Raw genomic sequence first — 21,988 nt, forward strand, 5'->3', positions numbered from 1 at the left:
TTTCACTGATATTGTTCTTACTGATCTTATTATCGCGTCTCGTGAAGAGACTAATTCAAGGATGAAGCGTCTTGTGAAGAACCGGTTTGAGCATTATCTGACTGCTCCGAAACCGGACGTTCATGCCACTGATATTGCAATACCGTCACACTTGCTGCTGCCGGCGACTGATTCATCGTCTGAGCATCAACTTCATTCACGGACTTCTTTTCTGTCGAATCCTCAGGCGAGCGCTCTTCAGACAAAGACGGGTTCGTCAATGCTCCGTCAATCGCAGTCTCTTCTGATGGCAATGATTGCTCCGTCTGAGAATCATCAGCAGGTTGCCCTAAACTCACATCTCCACTGGCCTCTGGCAATCGTTCAATCAAATTGAGTGAAGCAAGCTCTTGTTCAAAAGCTTCCTGGGTGGTTAACAAATGGACCCGAAATGTGACTTCATCGCCTTGAACCTGAATCGTATCGACACTGGCCACTGAGCTTAGCTGATTGAGCGCCTGCTCCAGTTTGAAAAAATGAACGGCTCGATTTAAATGCTTCACATTGAGGATCATCGAATGAGATGATTGTCCGGCAACCACCACACGATTTTTATTGGCATAATATTGCGTTAACTGATCCACCAGCTGGGAGAGATCGTCATCACCACTCAAACTTCCGCTCATCGGCGGCACCGAAATATCTAACAGTTTTTCCGGTGTTTGATCGTAGAGCTTCCAGTTAAGCGTGTCTGATTGTGCCCGAATAATCAAAATTGCATCCGGATGATAACGCTCACTCGCATCACGGATCGGCTGAAGAAACTCGCCCCAGATATCCGATGCTTCAATACTGGTAATGTCGTCAAAATCACCGACCGGTACAATCAGCGGTAAGCCCCGTTTTTCAGCCAGTTGTTTAAGTTGCTGAACATTAGCATTCGCAACATTTTCCCAGGCGATATTGCGCTGAAAATTTTGATCTTCAACGTACCAGACGAGAATCGTTGCACGTTTTTCTGGCCAGAAAGGGAGCTGGGCCTGCGTCAATAATGTTCGTATCTGCTTAGCACTAAACTGCATTTTAACTATCTTTTGGTCATCTTTCTGACCATAGCTAATCTGAGACAGATACAGACGATGATGAGAAAGTGCTTTCTTCACCACCGGGTTATCGACAGCATCTTTTTCTCCGGTCGCCCGAATAATCACATTCTCCATGCCCTGAATTCGAGCCTGATCTTCATTTTGCTCTTGATCAAGCGCGACTTCTGAACGATAAATATTGACCTGTGTTGCCGCATAACCGGAAAAAGTCAGGCATAACAAAATCAGACAAGCGAAATTACGCATAGTAATCCAAATACATCAACAATCGTGTCCCGATCATAAGCAACTATTGGTTTCCCGGCAAGAAAACCCTGCGACAATGATAAATATTCCTGCGTTCCCCTCACCAAAAAATAGCCACTTTGAAACATGGCAAACGTTTCAATAAGTGATAGAATCCTCAAAATTTGTCTTAATCAGGGAAAAAACATGAAAAATGCCATATTAGGTGTTCAAATGCTGTTTGTTGCATTTGGTGCACTGGTACTGGTCCCGCTCCTCACGGGACTCGATCCAAACGTCGCTCTGTTTGGGGCTGGTGTCGGAACCCTTCTTTTTCAACTTGTCACCCGTCGCTCCGTCCCAATTTTCCTCGCTTCTTCTTTCGCTTTCATTGCACCAATTCTCTATGGCGTTCAAGCTTGGGGCATTCCGGCCACAATGGGTGGGCTGATGGCTGCGGGTGCTGTCTATGTGATACTCGGTGGATTAATCAAAATCAATGGCGCAGATTTCATCCATAAACTTCTGCCTCCGGTTGTTATCGGGCCGATCATCATGGTGATTGGGCTTGGGCTCGCCCCCACAGCCGTAAATATGGCACTGGGAAAAACCGGTGACGGTTCCGTTCAGTTAGTTGAAGGACAAGTTGCACTCTGGATTTCATGTATTTCTTTGTTTACGACAATTCTCATCAGTGTCTTTGCCCGCGGCATGTTTAAGCTGTTGCCGATTTTCGGCGGTATTGTTGCTGGTTACACGCTAAGCCTGATTTTTGATGTCGTCAGTTTTGAAGCGGTTGAGAGTGCAGCTTGGTTCTCACTTCCACACTTCACCATGCCTGAGTTTAACATCAATGCCATCCTGTTTATGATTCCGGTTGCGATTGCCCCGGCAGTCGAACATGTGGGAGATATTCTTTCTATCTCCAATGTCACCGGAAAGGATTACCTGAAAAAACCGGGGCTGCACCGCACAATTGCCGGAGACGGCATTGCAACCATGGCAGCAGCAATGGTCGGGGCACCACCGAATACCACCTATAGTGAAGTGACAGGCGCGGTCATGCTCACCAAAGCATTTAATCCGGTGATTATGACTTGGGCAGCAGTAACTGCGATTATTTTAGCGCTGGTCGGTAAACTCGGTGCCTTACTCCAAACCATTCCTGTACCGGTCATGGGCGGTATTATGATTTTGTTATTCGGTTCAATTGCTTCCGTTGGTTTGAATACGCTGATCAAGAATCATGTTGATCTGCACAAATCGAGAAACCTTGTGATTGTCGCGGTCACTTTGGTCTTCGGTATTGGCGGTATGGCCTTCGGTATCGGTGAGTTCAGCTTGCAGGGAATCAGTCTCTGTGGTGTTGTCGCTATTTTATTGAATCTGATCTTGCCAGATGATTTGGGCGAAAACCACGTCGTTGACAATGCTCAGATTGAAGACTAGTCCACTGCACCATTAATAAAAAATTGATAAAAAAATCCCGGGCGTCAATCCCCGGGATTTTTTATCTGCACGACCAATGATGGTGGTTTATTGATGTTCCGAGTTCGTCGATTCACTGTCTAAACATAATGGTAAAAATGTTGCACGTGTCAGCGCCGCCAGATCCCGGGGGGCTAATTCAATTTCCAGCCCTCTCTTGCCCGCACTGACACAAATCGTTTCTTGCTGCTCAGCGCTGGTGTGAATATAGGTCGGTAACATTTTCTTCTGCCCGAGCGGACTGATGCCGCCCACGACATAACCGGTAATTTTCTGTGCAATGTCAGGATTGGCCATTTCTGCCTTTTTTACTCCGGCCGCTTTTGCCGCCAGTTTTAAATTCAGCTTTTGATCCACCGGAATAATTGCCACGGCCAACGATTTCGGCTCACCGTTCAGCGCAAACAATAATGTTTTAAATACTTTCTTTGGATCCTGTCCGAGTACTTCAGCCGCTTCCAGTCCAAAACTGGTATGACTCGGGTCATGTTCATACTGATGAATTGTATGGGGAATTTTCTTTTTCTTTGCCAAACGAATCGCAGGAGTCATACGTCAGTCCTTTTTATCTATCAAGCAATGTCCGCCTCCACAGATGAAAAAAGGCGGCCATTTTTGCCGCCTCAAGTAAAAATCACTCAGGAGTCTGAGTCAAATGCTTTTTATTGATAGGTAATCTCACCTTTGGGCTGATATAGAGAAGCATCCACAGGGCTATGCGTCTGTAAATACGCTTTTAAAACGTCCGCATCAACAAATCCGGTATTCACAAAACCGATATGATCGGTCAGTTTGGGATAACCATCCCCACCGGCAGCATTAAAACTCGGAACAGTAAAGCGATAGGTTTGTGTCATCCGGAGCGGCTCACCACCAATTTTTACATCAGAAACACCGGCAGCACTGACTGTCATGGAAATACCGGCAAACTGTGCGTAGGCTCCCGAATCAACAGGCTTGGTCGCCACCTGATTCAGATAGTCGATCACTTCGGCACCGGACATATCGACATAGGTGATAATATTGGCAAAAGGTTGCACTTTCAGGACATCTTTATACGTGACATCCCCTGATTCGATTGAATCCCGAACCCCACCGGAGTTCATCACAGCAAAATCAGCCTTAACCTTATCTTTATGAGCCATTGCGATTAAGTGTCCCAGATTGGTTTGCCGGAAACGCACAACATTTCTGTCACCTTCCAGACGTCCTTTTACTGTCGCAATTTTTTGTTCTAACTGAGCCTTACCTTTCTCTTCATAAGGGGTCAAAAACTTCAGTAGCGCTGGATCTTCCGGTATCTGTTCATCAACCAACACGCGCTGCTTTTTACCATTATGTGTCACTTTTTTCTTGAGGTTGACCGGTATCAGTTGATAGCTGACCATCTTCAACTGCCCGTTGCGGAATTCATAGTCTGCCCGACCCACATATTTGCCCCACTCGTGCGCCTGAACAATGTATGTCCCATTCTGTTTGTCTGGTTGGCAAGCATCCCCGGGTTGAAAATGTGTATCAGCAACATTCGGACCTTCCATACAAACCGGCTCCTGAGAATGCCCACCGACAATCATATCCAGTGATCCCGGCTCCAGATAACGCGCCAGTGCCACATCTCCCGGAGCATTGATTCCATGCTGGCCGTTGACGTAATGCCCCATATGGGTCACAGCAAAGATCAAATCCGGCTGTTCTGTTTTTTTCAGTTCCGCAATCAGTTGCTTCGCTTCAACTTTCGGGTCTCTGAATTCAACATTGCCGATATATTCCGGATTACCGATTTTCGCGGTATCTTCGGTGGTCAAACCAATCACCGCAATACGAATCCCCTGCTCATCAAAAATTTTATATGGGCGGAATAGTCGCTTGCCAGTGGTCTTGTCATAGATATTGGCTGAGAGCATCGGGAAATTCGCCCATTGGCGCTGTTTGAATAACACGGACAATGGATTGTCAAACTCATGGTTACCGACCGCCATTGCATCGTATCCGATGATATTCATCCCTTTAAAATCCGGTTCTGCATCTTGCAAGTCGGATTCTGGCACACCGGTGTTGATATCTCCGCCAGAAAACAACAGCACGCTGCCGCCTTCGGCGGCAACTTCCTGACGAATCTGATCAACCAACGTTTTGCGGGCAGACATCCCATACTCATCATATTTGTTCTTCCAGAACCGCCCATGATGATCATTGGTGTGAAGTACCGTCAGATGGTATGTTTGATCCGGATGCCACTGTTTTTCAGGGGTTGTGGTACATCCCCATAAAAACACCAGTAGCAGCGCGGTGAGAACGGTTTTCGAGTAACGCCACTGATTTGAAAACCATTGATTTGAAAACCATTGCGTTGAAATAAGTGATAATCGCATAATATTCCTGCCAATCCTGATCCCTGACTTGACTGTCCGTTGCTATTGGCTACCTCAGCAGACCTGAACATCAGCTAGCCGTATACATTAACCAGTTAAGAATACTATAAAATTATGAACTTAAGGTCACAAAAATATTTGATGATGTGATCGCAAACCAGATACCAATTCACGCGAGCTTTCACCAGATTAGCTGACCGCCGAACCGGTTTTCAGAAACCTGAAGGCATAAAAAAACCACCGCATAATACGATGGTTTTGATAGGTTCAGTCTCATCAATGAAACAGTTTACTGAATCTCGATATCCGCAAAACTTTTGATTAAGTCATCCAGCGCCTTCATCTGCGCCAAAAACGGCTCCAGCTTATCCAGAGGTAGTGCTGAAGGACCATCACATTTGGCCTGTGCCGGATTCGGATGCGCTTCGATAAACAAGCCGGCAATGCCGGTTGCCAAACCGGCTTTTGCCAGTTCTACAGTCTGCTCACGACGACCACTGGAAGCGGCACCGGTCGGATCACGCATTTGCAGTGAGTGAGTCACATCAAAAATAATCGGGCTGCCATGAGAGACTTTTTTCATCACACCAAAACCCAGCATATCGACAACAAGGTTATCATAGCCATGGCACGCACCCCGTTCACACAGAATGACTTGATCATTGCCGCACTCAGCAAATTTTTCGACGATATTACCAACTTGTCCCGGACTCATAAACTGAGGCTTCTTAACATTAATCACAGCCCCGGTCTTTGCCATCGCTTCGACTAAATCGGTCTGACGGGCAAGAAATGCCGGTAACTGAATCACATCAACCACATCAGCAACTGGCTGCGCCTGCGCTTCCGTATGGATATCCGTAATAATTTTTACGCCGAAGGTCTGTTTCAACTCCTGAAAAATTTTCATCCCTTCATCAAGACCCGGACCACGATATGAGTGAACAGAACTACGGTTCGCCTTATCAAATGAGGCCTTGAATACATAAGGAATCCCTAATTTTTCTGTCACTTTGACATAATGCTCGCAAACCTGCATTGCAAGATCACGGGATTCCAAGACATTCATTCCGGCAAACAAAGTAAACGGTCGATCATTGGCAACATCAATATCGCCAACTCTTACAACTTTCTGTTCCATCGTATTCTCTCTATAAACCCAATATTAGTGAATGGTTACGGCTGTAGTACGCAACAAATTCACCTGATTTTTCAATAACTCAGCAGCGGGGTCATCCGGGCAATGCTCAATAAAATACTGATAATCCGAAAGCGCAATCTGATGACACTCCAGTTGCTGATAAATAAATCCACGATCGCGAATTTCATAAGGATCATCGGGGACAAACGTCAGCGCCAGATTGGTACATTTCAACGCCAGAGTATAACGTTCTTCACGCATCAACGCACTTTTCAGCAAAGCCAGCCAGCGTCCGATAATGGTCGGGTGATCGCTGACCCGAAGGTGTTTCGGTTTTAATTTGGCAAGTGGTCCTTGACTGCCGATCAACCAGGCTTGTAGCGTATGCTTTGAAACATATTCGCCAGAAAACGGATTCAAATACACCGGCTCTTCACCGGACCAGTCAATTTGAATTAAAAACTGGGTCGGAAACATCACCGGTTTCAACGGAAATCCCAGCCGGCTGCTGAAGTACAATAATAACGCGCCCAGACTGACAGGGATCCCTTTACGATGTTCAAGTACCTGATCGATAAATGCATTACGAGACTCAAAATAAGCCTCGTGATCACCCGAGAACCCCCATTGCTGATAGAATAACTGCAAAAAGGCGTCCAAGCGTGCTTTTGGCTCAGCAGCGTCATCGAGATACGCTTCAGCTTCATACGTCATATTGACTAACGTCTGTTCCGCCCACGCAACCCGGGTTTCAGGATTAATGGCCTGATTCAGGACAAGCGCACCTTCCACCAGCTCCATCGCATCAAAATCTTCGTCAAATAATTCAATCATAGACATATCGGCCCAGTATTAATGCATCAATATTGGTAACTTGGTCAAAGAAATTTGTCCGGCCATAGCAAGCCAGCCTAATGCACCAAGAAATGCCAGACTCCGCAAAAATTTACCCCGCCCCAACTTCAAGGTAAAAACACCTAATGCAATATAAGCCAGCATACACATGAGTTTTTCAGTCAGCCAGGCAGCTTCAGGTGTAAAGGGGATAAAGCCGGTCACCACACATAACGCAGCCCCGGACAGCAACAGTAATGTATCATTCACATGCGGTGCTATTTTCAAAAAGCGATGATGAAGCGCTTGAGAATTGATCATCATCAGCCCATAGCGGTAACAAAATAGAGCGACACTGAGCGCAATCGTGAATAGGTGGAAATATTTTAATCCCAGATACATAAACGTCCTCTTATGGGCACTTTTTTATGGCATAAAACAGCTATGGCAAAAAGCAGCCGACGGTCACGCGATCATGACCAGAATCATCTTGCTCAGTGTGAACGGACTGATACCCCAGAGATTGAAGTAATCCTCTGACTGATTCGGCTTGTTCATAACCGTGTTCAAACAACAACCATCCCTGTGGTTGCAGGTATTGCCTTGCTGCGGCTGCAATAGTTCTGATATCCGCCAGCCCCTGCTCTTCTGCAACTAAGGCCGAGCGCGGCTCAAAACGAACATCTCCACATTGCAAATGCGGGTCATCCGCATCAATGTAAGGTGGATTTGAAACGATCAAAGCAAATTTCGTACCTTTCTCAACCCCTTCAAACCAATTTCCCTGAGAAAAGCTCACATTCGTGATCCCCAACCGCTCTGCATTTGCCTTGGCGACCTCACAAGCTGCCGGCTGAATATCGACACCAGTCACCTTAATGTCAGGTAACTCTGAAGCCAATGCCAAGGCAATTGCCCCGGTGCCGGTGCCTAAATCCAAAATAGGCCCGGTGACTTGCCGCGCCTTTTCCAAGGCAACAATCACCAGACACTCGGTATCCGGACGTGGAATCAACGTGGCCGATGAGACTTGCAGCGGCAAAGACCAGAATTCCCGTTGCCCGAGAATATAGGCTATCGGTTCACCGTTTTGACGACGGGCTAATAATTCGGCAAAGCTATCAAGCTGCGATTCAGTGAGCGTTTTCTCCGGCCATGTCAGTAAATATGAGCGGGGTTTTTCCAGAACATGGCAAAGTAATACCGCAGCATCAATGGCAGGCGAAGGACTGCCGCTTTTTGATAAAACGGCAGTGCTGTAACGGGTTAATTCATCAATACGGGCAGGAAGAGACATCATCAATTAACTTTGCTCTGCCAGTGCAGCGAGGAGGTCAGCCTGATGTTCTTGAATAATCGGGCCAATCAAACTATCCAGTTCACCGTCCATCACTTCTGAAAGACGATATAAGGTCAGATTAATCCGGTGATCTGATACCCGGCCTTGCGGATAATTATAAGTTCGGATGCGATCACTGCGATCGCCGCTGCCTAACAGATTACGCCGCGTATCTGACACTTCAGCCGCCCGTTTGGCTTCCTCAGCCTGAGCTAACCGTGCCGCCAGTACAGACATCGCTTTCGCTTTGTTTTTATGTTGAGAACGCTCATCCTGACATTCGACCACCACGCCGGTTGGTAAGTGCGTAATCCGAATGGCAGAGTCAGTTGTGTTAACGTGCTGACCACCCGCGCCTGAAGAACGGAAAGTATCAATTTTCAGATCGCTGGCTTTAATCTCAGGCAATTCGGTTTCTGGTATTTCCGGCATAATGGCAACGGTACAGGCTGAGGTGTGAACCCTTCCCTGCGATTCCGTTGCCGGGACACGCTGAACCCGATGACCTCCAGATTCGAATTTTAATGTCCCATAAGCCCCTTCACCATTGACTTTCGCGATCATCTCTTTATAACCACCGTGTTCAGCTTCACTGAATGACATCACTTCGATGCGCCATCCTTTCCTTTCGGCAAAACGGCTATACATGCGGAACAGATCACCGGCAAAAATCCCGGCTTCATCCCCACCGGCACCGGCGCGAACCTCAAGAAAACAGTTCCGCTCATCATTCGGATCTTTCGGTAGCAACAATATTTGCAGCGTATCGGTTAATTGCTCAATCGATGCTTGTGCGGCTTCAATCTCTTCCTGAGCCATTTCTCGCATCTCTGCGTCATCTTCTTTCGCCATTTCTTCGGCTGCGACTAAATCTTCTTGCGCCTGCTGATAAGCCTGAAAACATTGAGTCACTTCTTCAAGCTGAGAAAACTCTTTAGATAACGCACGGAATCGGTTTTGATCCCCAATAATGTCAGGATCACCAAGCAGGTGCTGAATTTCCTCATAGCGCTCAGCGAGCGTTTCAAGCTTTTGTAAAATTGACGCTTTCATAGTTTCTTCTTTGTACGGAAATAATTTCGAAATTAAAGATTATCAAGCCCCAGACTCTGTCTGATTATAGCCAACTTCGCAGGTTCCCCTTGCTCGGCGGCTTGCTGTAGTGCACGGGTCGGCGCATGAATTAATTTATTGGTTAATTTATAACTGAGTTCTTGGAGGATTCTTTCCGGATCGCCCCCCAACGCGAGTGCTTGAAGACTTTTATTCACAAGCTCTTCACGGATATGATTCGCACTGTCACGATAATCGCGGATACTATCGACGGCCTGTAATGACCGCATCCAGCTCATGAACGCCGCACTTTCTTCACTGACAATGGCTTCGGCCTGAATCGCTTCGACCTTTCTCTGCTCGATATTGCTGTCTACAATCGACTGCAAATCATCGACACTATACAGATAAGCGTCGCCGATCTCGCTAACTTCCGCTTCAACATCTCTCGGCACCGCAATATCAACCAGTAACATCGGTTGATAGCGCCGGGCTTTAAGCGCTTTCTCTACCATCCCTTTGCCGATAATCGGTAAAGGGCTGGCTGTCGAGCTAATCACAATATCAGCTTTGGCAAGGTGTTCCGGAATCTCTTGTAAACGGATCACCTGCGCATCAAATTGTTCCGCTAAGCCCATTGCCCTTTCTCGGGTACGGTTCGCCACAATCATGTTCTGACAACCGTTGGCAGCGAGATGCTTCGCGACTAACTCGATGGTTTCACCGGCACCGACAAGTAACACTGTTGCATTGGTCAGCGATTCGAAAATATGTTTTGCCAGAGTACAGGCCGCATAAGCGACCGAGACGGCATTACCACCGATATCCGTTTCAGTCCGAACTCTTTTAGCAACCGAGAATGCCTTCTGAAAGAGTTTCTCTATCGCGGCATCAATCGATGCCAAATCCTTTGATTCTGAATACGCTTGCTTGACCTGTCCGAGAATTTGAGGCTCCCCTAAAACCAAAGAATCGAGCCCACAACAGACTCGCATCAGATGACGGATTGCTGCTTGCTCTTCATGAATATAAATACTTGGTTTTAACTCTTGAGGATTCACCCGATGAAATTCAGATAACCAATCGATCAAGCGCCCTTTACTGGTTGGTTTGATGTCACAGTAGACTTCAGTTCGGTTGCAGGTCGAAAGAATGACGCTCCCTTTAACATCCGCATATTTCCGCAGCTGGCTGAGGGCTTCAGGCAGCTTATCCGGACCAAACGCAACTTTCTCACGCAGTTCCAGAGGCGCTGTTTGGTGATTAATTCCAATGGCAAGTAAGGACATCGACTGGAGGTACTCTGATCACATCTTTTAAGGGGTAAGACCGGAATTTTACTGTATGCCCTTATTGAAGAAAAGACTTTAACGGATTTGTTTTTATAACTTCGTGATATCAATGCTATAGTGTTGCTGTTTTCAAGAACCCGTTTTCGATCAACAAAAGCCGTATTTATGACTTATCGTATCCTCCGAGTATTTCTGACAATCATCATTTTAGGAGGCTGTAGCACTGTGCAGACACCGCTTCAGCCCGTGGAATGGCAATCACACCAGCAACGTCTCCAACAGATCAGCACTTATCAGATTGTGGGAAAACTGGGCTACATTTCGCCACAAGAGCGCCGCTCGCTCAATTTTCAATGGAAGAAATCAGACCATCACAGTCAACTACGTCTAACGACATTTCTGGGGCAAACCGTATTGAAAATGGATATTTATCCCCAGCGAGCGGAAGCCGATACCTATGAAGGACAGCACTACACGGCTCAAACTCCGGAATTATTACTGCATCAACTGACCGGGCTCGATATTCCCCTGAGTTCGCTTAGCCAGTGGATTTTAGGGCGCCCGGCGCTTGCGGATAACTTTTCACTGAACCCGGAAAATACGCTGGACAGTCTAGAGAAAAAACTGGCAAATCAGCAATGGCGAGTACAGTACAAAACATACACTGCCGTGACCTTCAAAACACACCCGCTCCCGTTGCCGGATCGCCTGTCGCTACAACAAGGCTCAACCAAAATTAATATCCATATCTCGCAGTGGAAAGTCACACAATGAATACATCAGATGTTATCAATACCGCCCAAACTGTCTGGCCATCACCAGCCAAACTGAACTTGTTTCTCTATATCACGGGTCAACGGGATGATAGTTATCATGAGTTGCAAACACTTTTCCAGTTTCTCGATTACGGGGATGAACTGACAATCCGAATCAATACCAGCGGGAACATCACTGTCTCACCGGAAATTGATGGCGTTGCATTGCATGACAACCTGATCTGGAAAGCTGCCCGCAAACTTCAGCTCGACACACAAACATCGTTGGGTGCTGATATTTACTTGCACAAAGTGTTACCGATGGGCGGTGGGATCGGAGGGGGATCATCCAATGCAGCGACAGCCTTGGTCGCTCTGAATCATCTCTGGCAATGCGGGTTATCTCAAAATCAACTGGCTGAAATCGGATTGCAGCTCGGTGCTGATGTTCCTGTTTTCGTACAAGGCCATGCGGCTTACGCGGAAGGCGTCGGAGAAAAGCTGACTCTCGTCACACCACAAGAAAAATGGTATCTGGTAGTCAGACCCGATGTCAGTATTTCAACCGCCACCATTTTTTCGCATCCCAAATTAACTAGAAACACGCCCAAGCGAGATCTGACAACGCTTTTACAAACTCCGTACGAAAACGATTGCGAAAAAATTGTCCGAAAGCTTTACCCAGAGGTTGATAAGCAACTTTCATGGCTGCTACAATACGCGCCGTCGAGATTGACCGGGACAGGGTCATGTGTTTTTGCTGAATTTTCGAACAAAAATGAAGCACAACAGGTTCTTTCCCGTTTGCCGGATAGAGTTTCTGCTTTTGTAGCAAAGGGATGTAATATTTCGCCGCTGAAAGAAACTTTGACAGGCTATACTCAACGTTGTGAAAACAACAATTGTTAAGATGGCAAGTGATGCATTAGATCATTCAACCGTTATAACAAGAGTATGATCAATCGGCTCACACCCAACCTATTTAAATACTGGACGCAACCCTGAGGTTTCCACCGTGCCTGATATGAAGCTATTTGCCGGTAACGCTACCCCTGAACTAGCCCAACGTATTGCTGATCGCTTGTATATTTCTCTTGGAGATGCCACTGTTTCCCGTTTTTCCGACGGTGAAGTTGCAGTGCAAATCAACGAGAATGTGCGAGGAAGCGACGTATTTCTCATTCAATCAACCTGTGCACCAACCAACGACAACCTGATGGAACTCGTGGTAATGATTGATGCGATGCGCCGTGCTTCAGCAGGCCGTATTACCGCTGTTATCCCTTATTTTGGATATGCTCGCCAAGACCGTCGTGTCCGTTCTGCCCGTGTACCCATTACTGCAAAAGTCGTTGCTGACTTTCTTTCGAACGTTGGCGTTGACCGCGTACTGACGATCGACCTACACGCTGAACAGATTCAAGGTTTCTTTGATGTTCCTGTTGATAACATCTTTGGAACCCCGGTTTTGCTTGAAGATATGAAAGCACGAAGTCTGGAAGATCCAGTCGTCGTATCCCCCGATCTGGGTGGTGTTGTCCGCGCCCGCGCGACAGCCAAGGCTCTCGGTGACATCGATATCGCGATTGTTGATAAACGTCGTCCTCGCGCTAACGTGTCTGAAGTCATGAACCTGATTGGTGATGTTGAAGGCCGTGACTGTGTCATCGTTGATGATATGATCGATACTGGTGGCACACTATGTAAAGCGGCTGAAGCGTTAAAAGCCCGTGGGGCAAAACGTGTTTTTGCTTACGCAACTCACGCAGTATTCTCAGGCAATGCCGCTAAGAATATTAAAAACTCCGTTCTCGACCAAGTCATTATCACCGACTCAATTACGCTTTCCAAAGAAATGCAGGCAACAGGGCGTGTCACTCAACTGACACTTTCAACGATGCTCGCTGAAGCAATTCGCCGCATTAGTAACGAAGAGTCAATCTCAGCAATGTTTAACGTTTAACGTTTAACGTTTAACTCATCATTGCTTATTGTTGTCTTTTAAAAGCATCTCTTCGGAGATGCTTTTTATTCCCCCGTACATTGCCATTCATTGGCACTGATTTTCTGCCAACCAGTTTTAGCATCTATCATCACGGTTCATGCGGTCGTTTTAGGAAGTTTGGGGATAAAAAATTCTGTGCTATTATACCGCGCTTTTCATTGTAGACATCAGGAGAGCCTGACTGTGAGTCAACCTATAAAACTACTTGTTGGGCTAGCCAACCCGGGCCCAGAGTACGCAAGAACAAGGCATAACGCAGGAGCATGGGTCATCGAAGAATTAGCCCGAGCTCATCATACAGTGTTAAAAAATGAGCCCAAATTTTTTGGTCTGACCGGTCGAATTAGCATTCAAGGTCAGGATTTACGTTTACTGATCCCGACAACGTATATGAACTTATCAGGAAAAGCGATATCCGCGCTGGCAAAATTTTATCAGATCCAGCCGGAAGAGATTATGGTCGCTCATGATGAGCTCGACTTACCGCCCGGGGTTGCTAAATTTAAACAGGGTGGCAGTCACGGGGGTCATAACGGCTTAAAAGATACCATCAGTAAACTGGGCAACAACAAAGAATTCTACCGTCTCCGGATCGGCATTGGTCATCCGGGACATAAAGATAAAGTTACAGGTTATGTGTTAGGTAAGGCGCCTGAAAAAGAACAGGAATGCCTCGATGCCGCTGTAGACGAGTCTGTCCGCTGTTTGGACATACTGCTCAAAGAAGGTCTTACGAAAGCACAAAATCGTTTACACACATTCAAAGCTGAATAAGGTTATAGTCATGGGGTTTAAATGTGGCATTGTTGGTTTACCAAACGTAGGCAAATCAACACTTTTTAACGCTTTAACCAAAGCAGGAATTGAAGCGGCAAACTTTCCGTTTTGTACCATCGAACCCAACACAGGTATTGTCCCTGTTCCGGATTTACGCCTTGATGCGCTCGCGAAAATTGTGAATCCGCAACGGGTATTGCCGACAACGATGGAGTTCGTCGATATTGCCGGTTTAGTTGCCGGTGCATCGAAAGGTGAAGGGCTGGGTAACAAGTTCCTGGCCAACATCCGTGAAACGGATGCCATTGGTCACGTAGTCCGTTGTTTCGAAAACGAAAACATCGTACACGTCGCTGGCAAAGTTTCTCCGATTGAAGATATTGAAGTCATTAACTTAGAATTGGCTTTGGCCGATTTAGACACTTGTGAACGAGCGATTCAACGCCAAGCCAAGCGTGCTAAAGGTGGAGATAAAGCGGCAAAATTTGAAATTTCCGTTCTGGAAAAACTGCTTCCCGTCCTCACCGAAGGTGGCATGGCCCGAAGTGTCACACTGGCAAAAGAGGAGTTGGCGGCCATTGGTTATCTCAACTTCCTGACCCTCAAACCAACGATGTATATCGCGAACGTCAATGAAGACGGCTTTGAAAATAACCCTTATCTGGATGCTGTCCGGGAATTTGCGGCCAAAGAAAATAACGTCGTCGTAGCCGTATGTGCTGCCATTGAGTCAGAACTCTCTGAGCTGGATGATGAAGAGCGAGATGAGTTCCTTGCTGATCTGGGGATTGAAGAACCGGGATTGAACCGCGTGATTCGTTCTGGTTATGAACTCCTCGAGCTGCATACCTATTTTACTGCGGGAGTCAAAGAAGTCAGAGCTTGGACAATCCCGATTGGTTCAACCGCCCCGCAAGCTGCCGGAAAAATTCACACCGACTTTGAGCGTGGTTTCATCCGTGCTGAAGTCGTCGGTTATGATGATTTTATTCAATATAACGGTGAGAGTGGCGCTAAAGAAGCCGGTAAATGGCGTCTGGAAGGGAAAGATTATATTGTCAAAGACGGCGATGTGATCCATTTCCGATTCAACGTCTAATCGGATTGCAAATATTCTCTGTATATAAGGCCTTCAATCGAGGGCCTTTTGTTTAATCTGCCGTCATTTCTCCTTCTGAAATATCGAACTCTAATCGCGCACCCTCACGCTCAGCCAATTGATTTGCGAGTTATTTTGTCTATAAACAACGCGGTTTGACTAAAAAAAAAACGAACAGTTGTTTTTCATCGATTTATTCAAAAAAACTATTGACGCTCTCAAGCCATATCCGCATAATGCGCTCCGTTCGCAGGATTATGGTTCTCCTGCTTCGGGGTTTGTGGCTACGTAGCTCAGCTGGTTAGAGCACATCACTCATAATGATGGGGTCACAGGTTCGAATCCCGTCGTAGCCACCATTTCCTAAAAGCTTTTAACAAGAAAAGTCTTTAGGAAATAGATGCGGAAGTGGCGAAATTGGTAGACGCACCAGATTTAGGTTCTGGCGCCGCAAGGTGTGAGAGTTCAAGTCTCTCCTTCCGCACCATAGTTTAAAATAACTTCAGCATGAAGTTATGACGACAGGTCTATCGCCAAGTGGTAAGGCAACGGGTTTTGATCCCGTCATCCCCTGGTTCGAATCCAGGTAGACCTGCCATATTTAATTTGTCTCAATCTGAGAAAAAGAGATTGAAACAAACAGCGGGATTGATTATATTGTCTCGCTCTAAAATGAGGCTACGTAGCTCAGCTGGTTAGAGCACATCACTCATAATGATGGGGTCACAGGTTCGAATCCCGTCGTAGCCACCATATTTGATTCTTTTGCTACTCATATGCGGTGGTGGCGGAATTGGTAGACGCGCTAGCTTCAGGTGCTAGTGTCCGTTAGGACGTGAGGGTTCAAGTCCCTCCCTCCGCACCAGCAAAAGAATATTACAGGTCTATCGCCAAGTGGTAAGGCAACGGGTTTTGATCCCGTCATTCCCTGGTTCGAATCCAGGTAGACCTGCCATATCAAATGGCTTTGAACATTGATTGTTTGAAATATAATTGTTTAAATCAAGCGTTGAAAGTCAGAGCGAAAGCTCAAAACAAAACAATGCGGAAGTGGCGAAATTGGTAGACGCACCAGATTTAGGTTCTGGCGCCGCAAGGTGTGAGAGTTCAAGTCTCTCCTTCCGCACCATGCTTAAGATAACTTCAATATGAAGTTATGACGACAGGTCTATCGCCAAGTGGTAAGGCAACGGGTTTTGATCCCGTCATTCCCTGGTTCGAATCCAGGTAGACCTGCCATATCAAATGGCTTTGAACATTAATTGTTTGAAACGTAATTATTTAAACAAGCGTTGAAAGTCGGAGCGAAAGCTCAAAATAAAACAATGCGGAAGTGGCGAAATTGGTAGACGCACCAGATTTAGGTTCTGGCGCCGCAAGGTGTGAGAGTTCAAGTCTCTCCTTCCGCACCATGAATTTGTTATCAGCAGATAACGCAATGATGGCTACGTAGCTCAGCTGGTTAGAGCACATCACTCATAATGATGGGGTCACAGGTTCGAATCCCGTCGTAGCCACCATACTTCATTCTTTTGCTACTCATATGCGGTGGTGGCGGAATTGGTAGACGCGCTAGCTTCAGGTGCTAGTGTCCGTTAGGACGTGAGGGTTCAAGTCCCTCCCTCCGCACCAGCAAAAGAATATTACAGGTCTATCGCCAAGTGGTAAGGCAACGGGTTTTGATCCCGTCATTCCCTGGTTCGAATCCAGGTAGACCTGCCATATCAAATGGCTTTGAACATTGATTGTTTGAAATATAATTGTTTAAACAAGCGTTGAAAGCCAGAGCGAAAGCTCAAAACAAAACAATGCGGAAGTGGCGAAATTGGTAGACGCACCAGATTTAGGTTCTGGCGCCGCAAGGTGTGAGAGTTCAAGTCTCTCCTTCCGCACCATCATTCTGACCCGGACATCTGTCTGGGTTTTGTTTTATCTGCACCGCGTAAATATACCTGATGACACCCAATATCAGAGAGCATTCCATTCTGCCCAAAGTACTCTATCCCATTGGCTAAGCATAAAAAAATCCAGCCGAAACTGGATTTTTCTCGTACCGATAATAAAGAGAATATTATCCAAGTAATCCTAATGCAGCACTTGGCGCTTGTTTGGCTTGTGCCAAAACAGAGCTTGATGCCTGAGAAAGGATCTGAGCCTTGGTCAATGCTGTGGTTTCTTTCGCAAAGTCGGTATCTTTGATCCGGCTCTTCGATGCATTCACATTCTCATTGATGTTATCCAAGTTACTGATCGCATGTCCGAAACGGTTTTGGAATGCACCGAGCTCAGCACGATGACTATCCACATACTTCAGTGCGGCATCAACGACAGCAACCGACTGTTGGGCACCGCCAACCGAAGTGACATCAATATTGCTGACTGTTGTCGCTTTACCTTCACCGATACCCAGTTCACCCGCGAGACTGCCACCGAAGCTTACCTCACCATCCACTTTATTATTATCCGTGAATAATTGCAGTTTGCCTTCATCATCAACAGACGCCTTAACCATGTCAGTCTGACCATTGATGTAGGTTGCCAACTCTTCAATATCATCACCTGCTTTCGCATTGATATTGATGGTTTGCTCGCCACTGAATTTGTCATTGACTGTAATGGTCAGATCATTGGCACCATTTTGAACCTGCCAGTCTTTCCCTTTACCGTTTTCAGCAATATAAGACATGCCGCCCATCTGGCTATTATCGCTACGCATATCTTTCAGATGGAGCATAACCGCTTCACCGCTATCAGAACCGATCTGGAAAGATTTGGTATCGAAAGTACCGTTTAGAAGCTTATTACCACCAAATGATGTTGTTTCCGCAACACGGTTTAATTCATCATTCAATGCTGTAATTTCTTCCTGAATCGCAACACGATCCGATTTAGAGTTAGAACCATTCGCTGATTGAAGAGACAAGTCTCTCATCCGTTGCAGAATACTGGTTGTTTCATTCATTGCCCCTTCCGCAGTCTGAGCAATTGAAATCCCGTCATTCGCGTTACGAACAGCAACCCCCAAGCCCCGGCTTTGAACACTCAAACGGTTTGAGATTTGCAGGCCGGCTGAATCATCTTTGGCACTGTTGATTCGATACCCAGAGGATAAGCGTTCCATGGATGAGTTCATCGACTTCGTGGCACTATTCAGATAGCGCTGTGCCGTCATCGCAGAAACGTTCGTGTTTACATTAACCGCCATAGTGGTTTCTCCTATTGATTTTCCGACGTCGCGGAAATTCTTGACTGTTTTCCGACGTCTCGGAAAACTATAGTTCTCTCAAAGTTCGACCTTTTAGCGACTCAGAATGAATTTCCTTTAGGAAAAAGGTGGCATTATCATAGCGAAGTGATCGTCAGGAGGAGAAAATGAGAGAAGCAACACAAATCTCAGATAAAACTCAGAAAAGACTCAAGTTTTTCGTCATTGTGCCGAGTCGTCCAGCGCGCATGGCGTAAATAAGCCAACCACAATTACGCTTGAAGAAACCTGATTAATAGATAAGGAATTGATAGAAAAGGAAAAAGCCCCTTATCTTTGAGAGAACCGGGGCTATTGGTGGTAAGTCAATCATGCGGAGATCAAGAGAAATGAACACTCATGACTAACCGGGCGCATGATGAGGAATGAGTATAAAGCAGGTGTTAAACTTGAGAGAGCTTTATATCATCCACAAATCACACTTTACCAAACAAGCTTTATCACATACCCACGTCTGAGCTGAATGATAAAGCTCGGTTACTACTGCAATAGTGACATTGCAGAGTTTGGTAACTGTTTTGCCTGAGCAAGTATTGAAGTACCTGCCTGTTGCAATATTTGTGCTTTGGTCATCTGCGTCGTTTCTCTCGCAAAGTCGGTATCTTTAATCCGGCTCTTCGACGCTTCAACATTTTCCTGTATGTTCGACAAGTTATTGATACTGTGACTCAAACGGTTCTGTTTGGCCCCTAAATCTGCACGTTGCGCATCCACATAATGAAGGGCTGCATCAAGAACACCGACCGAGTTCTGCGAGTTACCAATATTCAGGATATCGGTTGTCTGAACCGTCGTATTCTGTCCCGGGCCACCATCCAGACCCAACTCGGTGGCTAATCCGCCAGATATCGAGAGATTTCCCTGAAGATTAGACTCAGCCATAAAGAGCTGAAGGTGTCCATCATCATCTACAGATGCAGTGACATCATCGACCTGACCATTGATATAAGTTGCCAACTCTTCGATGTCATCACCTGGTTTTGCCATAACATCGACTGAAACCTGCTCACCATTTTTCTTGGTAAACTCTAACTTCAGATCCCGGGCATTCGCAGGAACGCCCCAGCTCATGTCTTTGCCTTGTTCGGACACGAATGTCTGGCCACCCATCCGGAAATCATCAGCCCGAATACTCGTAAGGCCAACAATAATCGCTTCACCTGAGCTGGCACCAATCTGGAAGGCAGACTCACCAAATGTACCGTTCAACAGTTTACGACCACCAAATGAGGTTGTTTCTGCAATCCGGTTCAATTCATCCTGAAGAGCCGTATACTCTTCATTTAGCGCCTTACGCTCAGATGAGGAGTTGGTACCGTTTGCAGACTGGAGTGCCAGATCCCGCATCCGCTGCAATATACTGGTTGACTCATTCATAGCTCCTTCAGCAGTCTGTGCAATCGAAATACCGTCATTGGCATTGCGCATCGCGACATCTAACCCTCGGGACTGAGCAGTCAACCGGTTCGAAATCTGAAGACCGGCCGCATCATCTTTTGCGCTGTTAATCCGGTTACCCGAAGACAGACGCTCCATTGAGGTGTTCAACTCACCCGTTGCCTTATTCAGGTAACGCTGAGCGGTCATCGCTGACACATTGGTATTGACTGTGATGGTCATAGTTTGCTCTCCTATTGAGTCCGCAAGCTTTCTGCGAAGCGGTCAGCTTTAACTCTTATTTGGAAGCACTGACCGTAAATAACTTGCCACATCTGCAACATTGCCGGTTCCAAACCGATAACTTGCGCTCTGATAGATTTAATTCAATTACTGTGCCAACTTTAAAATAAAAAATTTAACCCAATAAAATCAACAACTTAAATAACAAAGAATCACATGACAACACTTTAGGGTTTCTCTGCAATCCTGTTTTATTTCCGCTTTGCCGCTTCGTTGCCGCTTGATTGCCTCAGCAATCACTGCGTGAATATGCCGGCTGACAAAGCTTTACTTGCTAAAACGAGCTCCCGAATAAAGGTTCTCGCCTTCACAAAACAATATTCAATACAACTCCTTTCGCGACTTATGGCATGGCACATAAGGCAAATGAAAGTTAGATATAATTGAACAGTGTTAAGTCCTTCGTTTTACTGAAAGCCTGTTGAGATGCCTGAAGCGCACGAGTATTCTCATTAAACTCGATCACGGCATCCGCATAATCAAGATCCTCAAAGCTGCTTTTAGACTTTGCCAAAGTCAGTTTGAAGTCTTCATGTTCTTGCTCCTGAATATCTAATGTATTCAGCCGCGCACCGATATCCGTTCTGACTTTTGTCAGGTGGATAAAGGCTGCATGAAATTCTCTGGTAACTTGATGGAGCTTCGCGGTCGCTGATCCATCAGCAACGGAGTCGCGTGAATATTCCATTGCCTTTTTGAAACTGTCAAAAATGTTGAAGGTCTTTCTCGGGGACAGCTCAATGACATCTCCCGGTGAAATTTGGCCTTTCAGTTCAATATTCACACCTTCGTAATTGATGCCGGTTTTCGGATCAAATTCTCCGGCCTGAACGGCACTTCCGTCCTGTTCTAACTGATAGCCATATTTGCCGTTGCCCATATCAACAAAAGTCACCCGATATTGTGATTGATCTTGAGGATCGGTATTGGTGGCTTTTTCCAGCAACAGCTCAGAACCTTCCTGCAACTGATAATCGGGCTCATAATCACCAAAAGGATTATCGATTTGCATAAATACTTTACTGCCGGGATTATTGAACGGCATTTCCAGACTATTGGAAATTCTCATTTTGCGTTGATAATCATCACCGGCGTAAGTCACATTACCTTCTTTATCACGGAAAAAAGGCTGCTTATCCGGTTTGGTTCCGGCAAAAATATAGTTACCCAGTTCATCCTGAACATTCGCCAGATTGAGAAAGTTATCCGCTAACTCTTCCAGTTCACGCTCTTTCGCCTGACGATCTTCGGGTGATAATGAACCGTTGATCATCTCCATGACTGTCCGCTTTGCCTCATCGGCATAATCTTCCGCATTGGAGATAATGACTTCTTGATGTCCCAGCCGGTTGCGCACCAGAACTATCGAATCAAGGTATTGGCGCAGTTGCTCTTCTTGCTGCCCCACATTCTGGATGTAATGAGTGGCCAGTGGATTATCACTGGGAGACATCAGCTTTTTACCCGATGCCAACTGAGCCTGATTGTGATAAATCTTGGCTTCCTGACGACGGATATCGTTCTGCACAGCCTGATAGTTATGGAAGCTTGAAATACGACCAACCATAAGATCCTCCT

The 21,988-nt window shown here is 46.2% G+C and carries 18 protein-coding genes and 13 tRNA genes; 19 read left to right on the forward strand and 12 right to left on the reverse strand.

The genetic code is table 11. The features are described from left to right. Positions 1–50: 50 nt before the first annotated feature. Positions 51–1,331, reverse strand: a complete 1,281-nt coding sequence (locus tag VR7878_RS05060; protein ID WP_077334000.1) for a DUF2066 domain-containing protein — start codon at positions 1,329–1,331, stop codon at positions 51–53. Between the two features lie 186 nt (positions 1,332–1,517). Here VR7878_RS05060 and VR7878_RS05065 point away from each other — a divergent pair, with 186 nt between their 5' ends. Further along, positions 1,518–2,759 (forward strand): uracil-xanthine permease family protein, encoded by a 1,242-nt coding sequence (locus tag VR7878_RS05065; protein ID WP_077334002.1) that lies wholly within the window; start codon positions 1,518–1,520, stop codon positions 2,757–2,759. Between the two features lie 87 nt (positions 2,760–2,846). Here VR7878_RS05065 and ybaK read toward each other — a convergent pair whose 3' ends face one another. The 8 genes from ybaK to hemA all read right to left on the reverse strand — a co-directional run bounded on the left by ybaK (position 2,847) and on the right by hemA (position 10,826). Beyond that, positions 2,847–3,350: a Cys-tRNA(Pro) deacylase gene (ybaK, locus tag VR7878_RS05070; RefSeq protein ID WP_077334004.1), complete on the reverse strand. Its 504-nt coding sequence runs from the start codon at positions 3,348–3,350 to the stop codon at positions 2,847–2,849. 110 nt (positions 3,351–3,460) lie between these two features. Further along, positions 3,461–5,170 carry a bifunctional UDP-sugar hydrolase/5'-nucleotidase UshA gene (ushA, locus tag VR7878_RS05075; RefSeq protein WP_077334006.1) on the reverse strand — a complete coding sequence of 570 codons (1,710 nt, stop codon included), beginning with the start codon at positions 5,168–5,170 and terminating at the stop codon, positions 3,461–3,463. A 289-nt stretch (positions 5,171–5,459) separates the two neighbouring features. Then, positions 5,460–6,311, reverse strand: a complete 852-nt coding sequence (kdsA, locus tag VR7878_RS05080) for a 3-deoxy-8-phosphooctulonate synthase (RefSeq protein ID WP_077334008.1) — start codon at positions 6,309–6,311, stop codon at positions 5,460–5,462. A gap of 24 nt (positions 6,312–6,335) precedes the next feature. Next, on the reverse strand, positions 6,336–7,145 hold the full coding sequence (locus tag VR7878_RS05085) for a SirB1 family protein (protein WP_077334010.1): 810 nt from the start codon (positions 7,143–7,145) through the stop codon (positions 6,336–6,338). 18 nt (positions 7,146–7,163) lie between these two features. After that, a complete protein-coding gene (locus VR7878_RS05090; RefSeq protein ID WP_077334012.1) occupies positions 7,164–7,547 on the reverse strand; it encodes a SirB2 family protein in 384 nt (127 codons plus the stop codon). A gap of 40 nt (positions 7,548–7,587) precedes the next feature. Continuing rightward, complete coding sequence (gene prmC / locus VR7878_RS05095; RefSeq protein ID WP_077334195.1) at positions 7,588–8,442, reverse strand: peptide chain release factor N(5)-glutamine methyltransferase; 855 nt, start codon at positions 8,440–8,442, stop codon at positions 7,588–7,590. 6 nt (positions 8,443–8,448) lie between these two features. Next, a complete protein-coding gene (gene prfA / locus VR7878_RS05100) occupies positions 8,449–9,537 on the reverse strand; it encodes a peptide chain release factor 1 (protein WP_077334014.1) in 1,089 nt (362 codons plus the stop codon). Positions 9,538–9,569: 32 nt separating this feature from the next. Further along, complete coding sequence (gene hemA / locus VR7878_RS05105; protein WP_077334016.1) at positions 9,570–10,826, reverse strand: glutamyl-tRNA reductase; 1,257 nt, start codon at positions 10,824–10,826, stop codon at positions 9,570–9,572. Positions 10,827–10,994: 168 nt separating this feature from the next. Between hemA and lolB the strand changes: the two genes are divergently transcribed. From lolB to VR7878_RS05195, 18 genes are all read left to right on the forward strand, one after another. Next, positions 10,995–11,603 (forward strand): lipoprotein insertase outer membrane protein LolB, encoded by a 609-nt coding sequence (gene lolB, locus VR7878_RS05110; protein WP_077334018.1) that lies wholly within the window; start codon positions 10,995–10,997, stop codon positions 11,601–11,603. Further along, complete coding sequence (gene ispE / locus VR7878_RS05115; protein ID WP_077334020.1) at positions 11,600–12,493, forward strand: 4-(cytidine 5'-diphospho)-2-C-methyl-D-erythritol kinase; 894 nt, start codon at positions 11,600–11,602, stop codon at positions 12,491–12,493. Before lolB ends, ispE begins: the two co-directional genes overlap by 4 nt. Positions 12,494–12,599: 106 nt before the next feature. Further along, positions 12,600–13,547, forward strand: coding sequence for a ribose-phosphate pyrophosphokinase (locus VR7878_RS05120; protein WP_077334022.1), 948 nt, complete (start codon positions 12,600–12,602; stop codon positions 13,545–13,547). A 225-nt stretch (positions 13,548–13,772) separates the two neighbouring features. Continuing rightward, positions 13,773–14,363 carry an aminoacyl-tRNA hydrolase gene (pth, locus tag VR7878_RS05125; protein WP_077334024.1) on the forward strand — a complete coding sequence of 197 codons (591 nt, stop codon included), beginning with the start codon at positions 13,773–13,775 and terminating at the stop codon, positions 14,361–14,363. Positions 14,364–14,373: 10 nt separating this feature from the next. After that, on the forward strand, positions 14,374–15,465 hold the full coding sequence (gene ychF / locus VR7878_RS05130; protein WP_077334026.1) for a redox-regulated ATPase YchF: 1,092 nt from the start codon (positions 14,374–14,376) through the stop codon (positions 15,463–15,465). Between the two features lie 282 nt (positions 15,466–15,747). Then, positions 15,748–15,824 (forward strand) — tRNA-Met (locus VR7878_RS05135). A gap of 43 nt (positions 15,825–15,867) precedes the next feature. Then, positions 15,868–15,952 (forward strand) — tRNA-Leu (locus VR7878_RS05140). Positions 15,953–15,988: 36 nt separating this feature from the next. Next, positions 15,989–16,063, forward strand: a tRNA-Gln gene (locus tag VR7878_RS05145). A 78-nt stretch (positions 16,064–16,141) separates the two neighbouring features. Beyond that, positions 16,142–16,218: transfer RNA gene (locus VR7878_RS05150), tRNA-Met, on the forward strand. Positions 16,219–16,243: 25 nt separating this feature from the next. Then, positions 16,244–16,330 (forward strand) — tRNA-Leu (locus VR7878_RS05155). Between the two features lie 15 nt (positions 16,331–16,345). Beyond that, positions 16,346–16,420, forward strand: a tRNA-Gln gene (locus VR7878_RS05160). Between the two features lie 89 nt (positions 16,421–16,509). Next, positions 16,510–16,594, forward strand: a tRNA-Leu gene (locus VR7878_RS05165). Between the two features lie 35 nt (positions 16,595–16,629). Then, positions 16,630–16,704 (forward strand) — tRNA-Gln (locus VR7878_RS05170). An 88-nt stretch (positions 16,705–16,792) separates the two neighbouring features. Continuing rightward, positions 16,793–16,877, forward strand: a tRNA-Leu gene (locus VR7878_RS05175). A gap of 31 nt (positions 16,878–16,908) precedes the next feature. After that, positions 16,909–16,985, forward strand: a tRNA-Met gene (locus VR7878_RS05180). Between the two features lie 25 nt (positions 16,986–17,010). Next, positions 17,011–17,097, forward strand: a tRNA-Leu gene (locus VR7878_RS05185). Positions 17,098–17,112: 15 nt separating this feature from the next. Further along, positions 17,113–17,187 (forward strand) — tRNA-Gln (locus VR7878_RS05190). Positions 17,188–17,275: 88 nt separating this feature from the next. Beyond that, positions 17,276–17,360, forward strand: a tRNA-Leu gene (locus tag VR7878_RS05195). Between the two features lie 176 nt (positions 17,361–17,536). Here the strand turns inward: VR7878_RS05195 and VR7878_RS05200 are convergent. The 3 genes from VR7878_RS05200 to flgL all read right to left on the reverse strand — a co-directional run bounded on the left by VR7878_RS05200 (position 17,537) and on the right by flgL (position 21,977). Then, positions 17,537–18,670 carry a flagellin gene (locus tag VR7878_RS05200; protein ID WP_077334028.1) on the reverse strand — a complete coding sequence of 378 codons (1,134 nt, stop codon included), beginning with the start codon at positions 18,668–18,670 and terminating at the stop codon, positions 17,537–17,539. A gap of 540 nt (positions 18,671–19,210) precedes the next feature. Further along, positions 19,211–20,350 carry a flagellin gene (locus VR7878_RS05205; protein WP_077334030.1) on the reverse strand — a complete coding sequence of 380 codons (1,140 nt, stop codon included), beginning with the start codon at positions 20,348–20,350 and terminating at the stop codon, positions 19,211–19,213. Positions 20,351–20,783: 433 nt separating this feature from the next. Beyond that, positions 20,784–21,977, reverse strand: a complete 1,194-nt coding sequence (gene flgL, locus VR7878_RS05210) for a flagellar hook-associated protein FlgL (RefSeq protein WP_077334032.1) — start codon at positions 21,975–21,977, stop codon at positions 20,784–20,786. Positions 21,978–21,988: the final 11 nt, after the last annotated feature.

It is taken from the genome of Vibrio ruber DSM 16370 (assembly GCF_900163965.1).
Classification (GTDB): domain Bacteria; phylum Pseudomonadota; class Gammaproteobacteria; order Enterobacterales; family Vibrionaceae; genus Vibrio; species Vibrio ruber.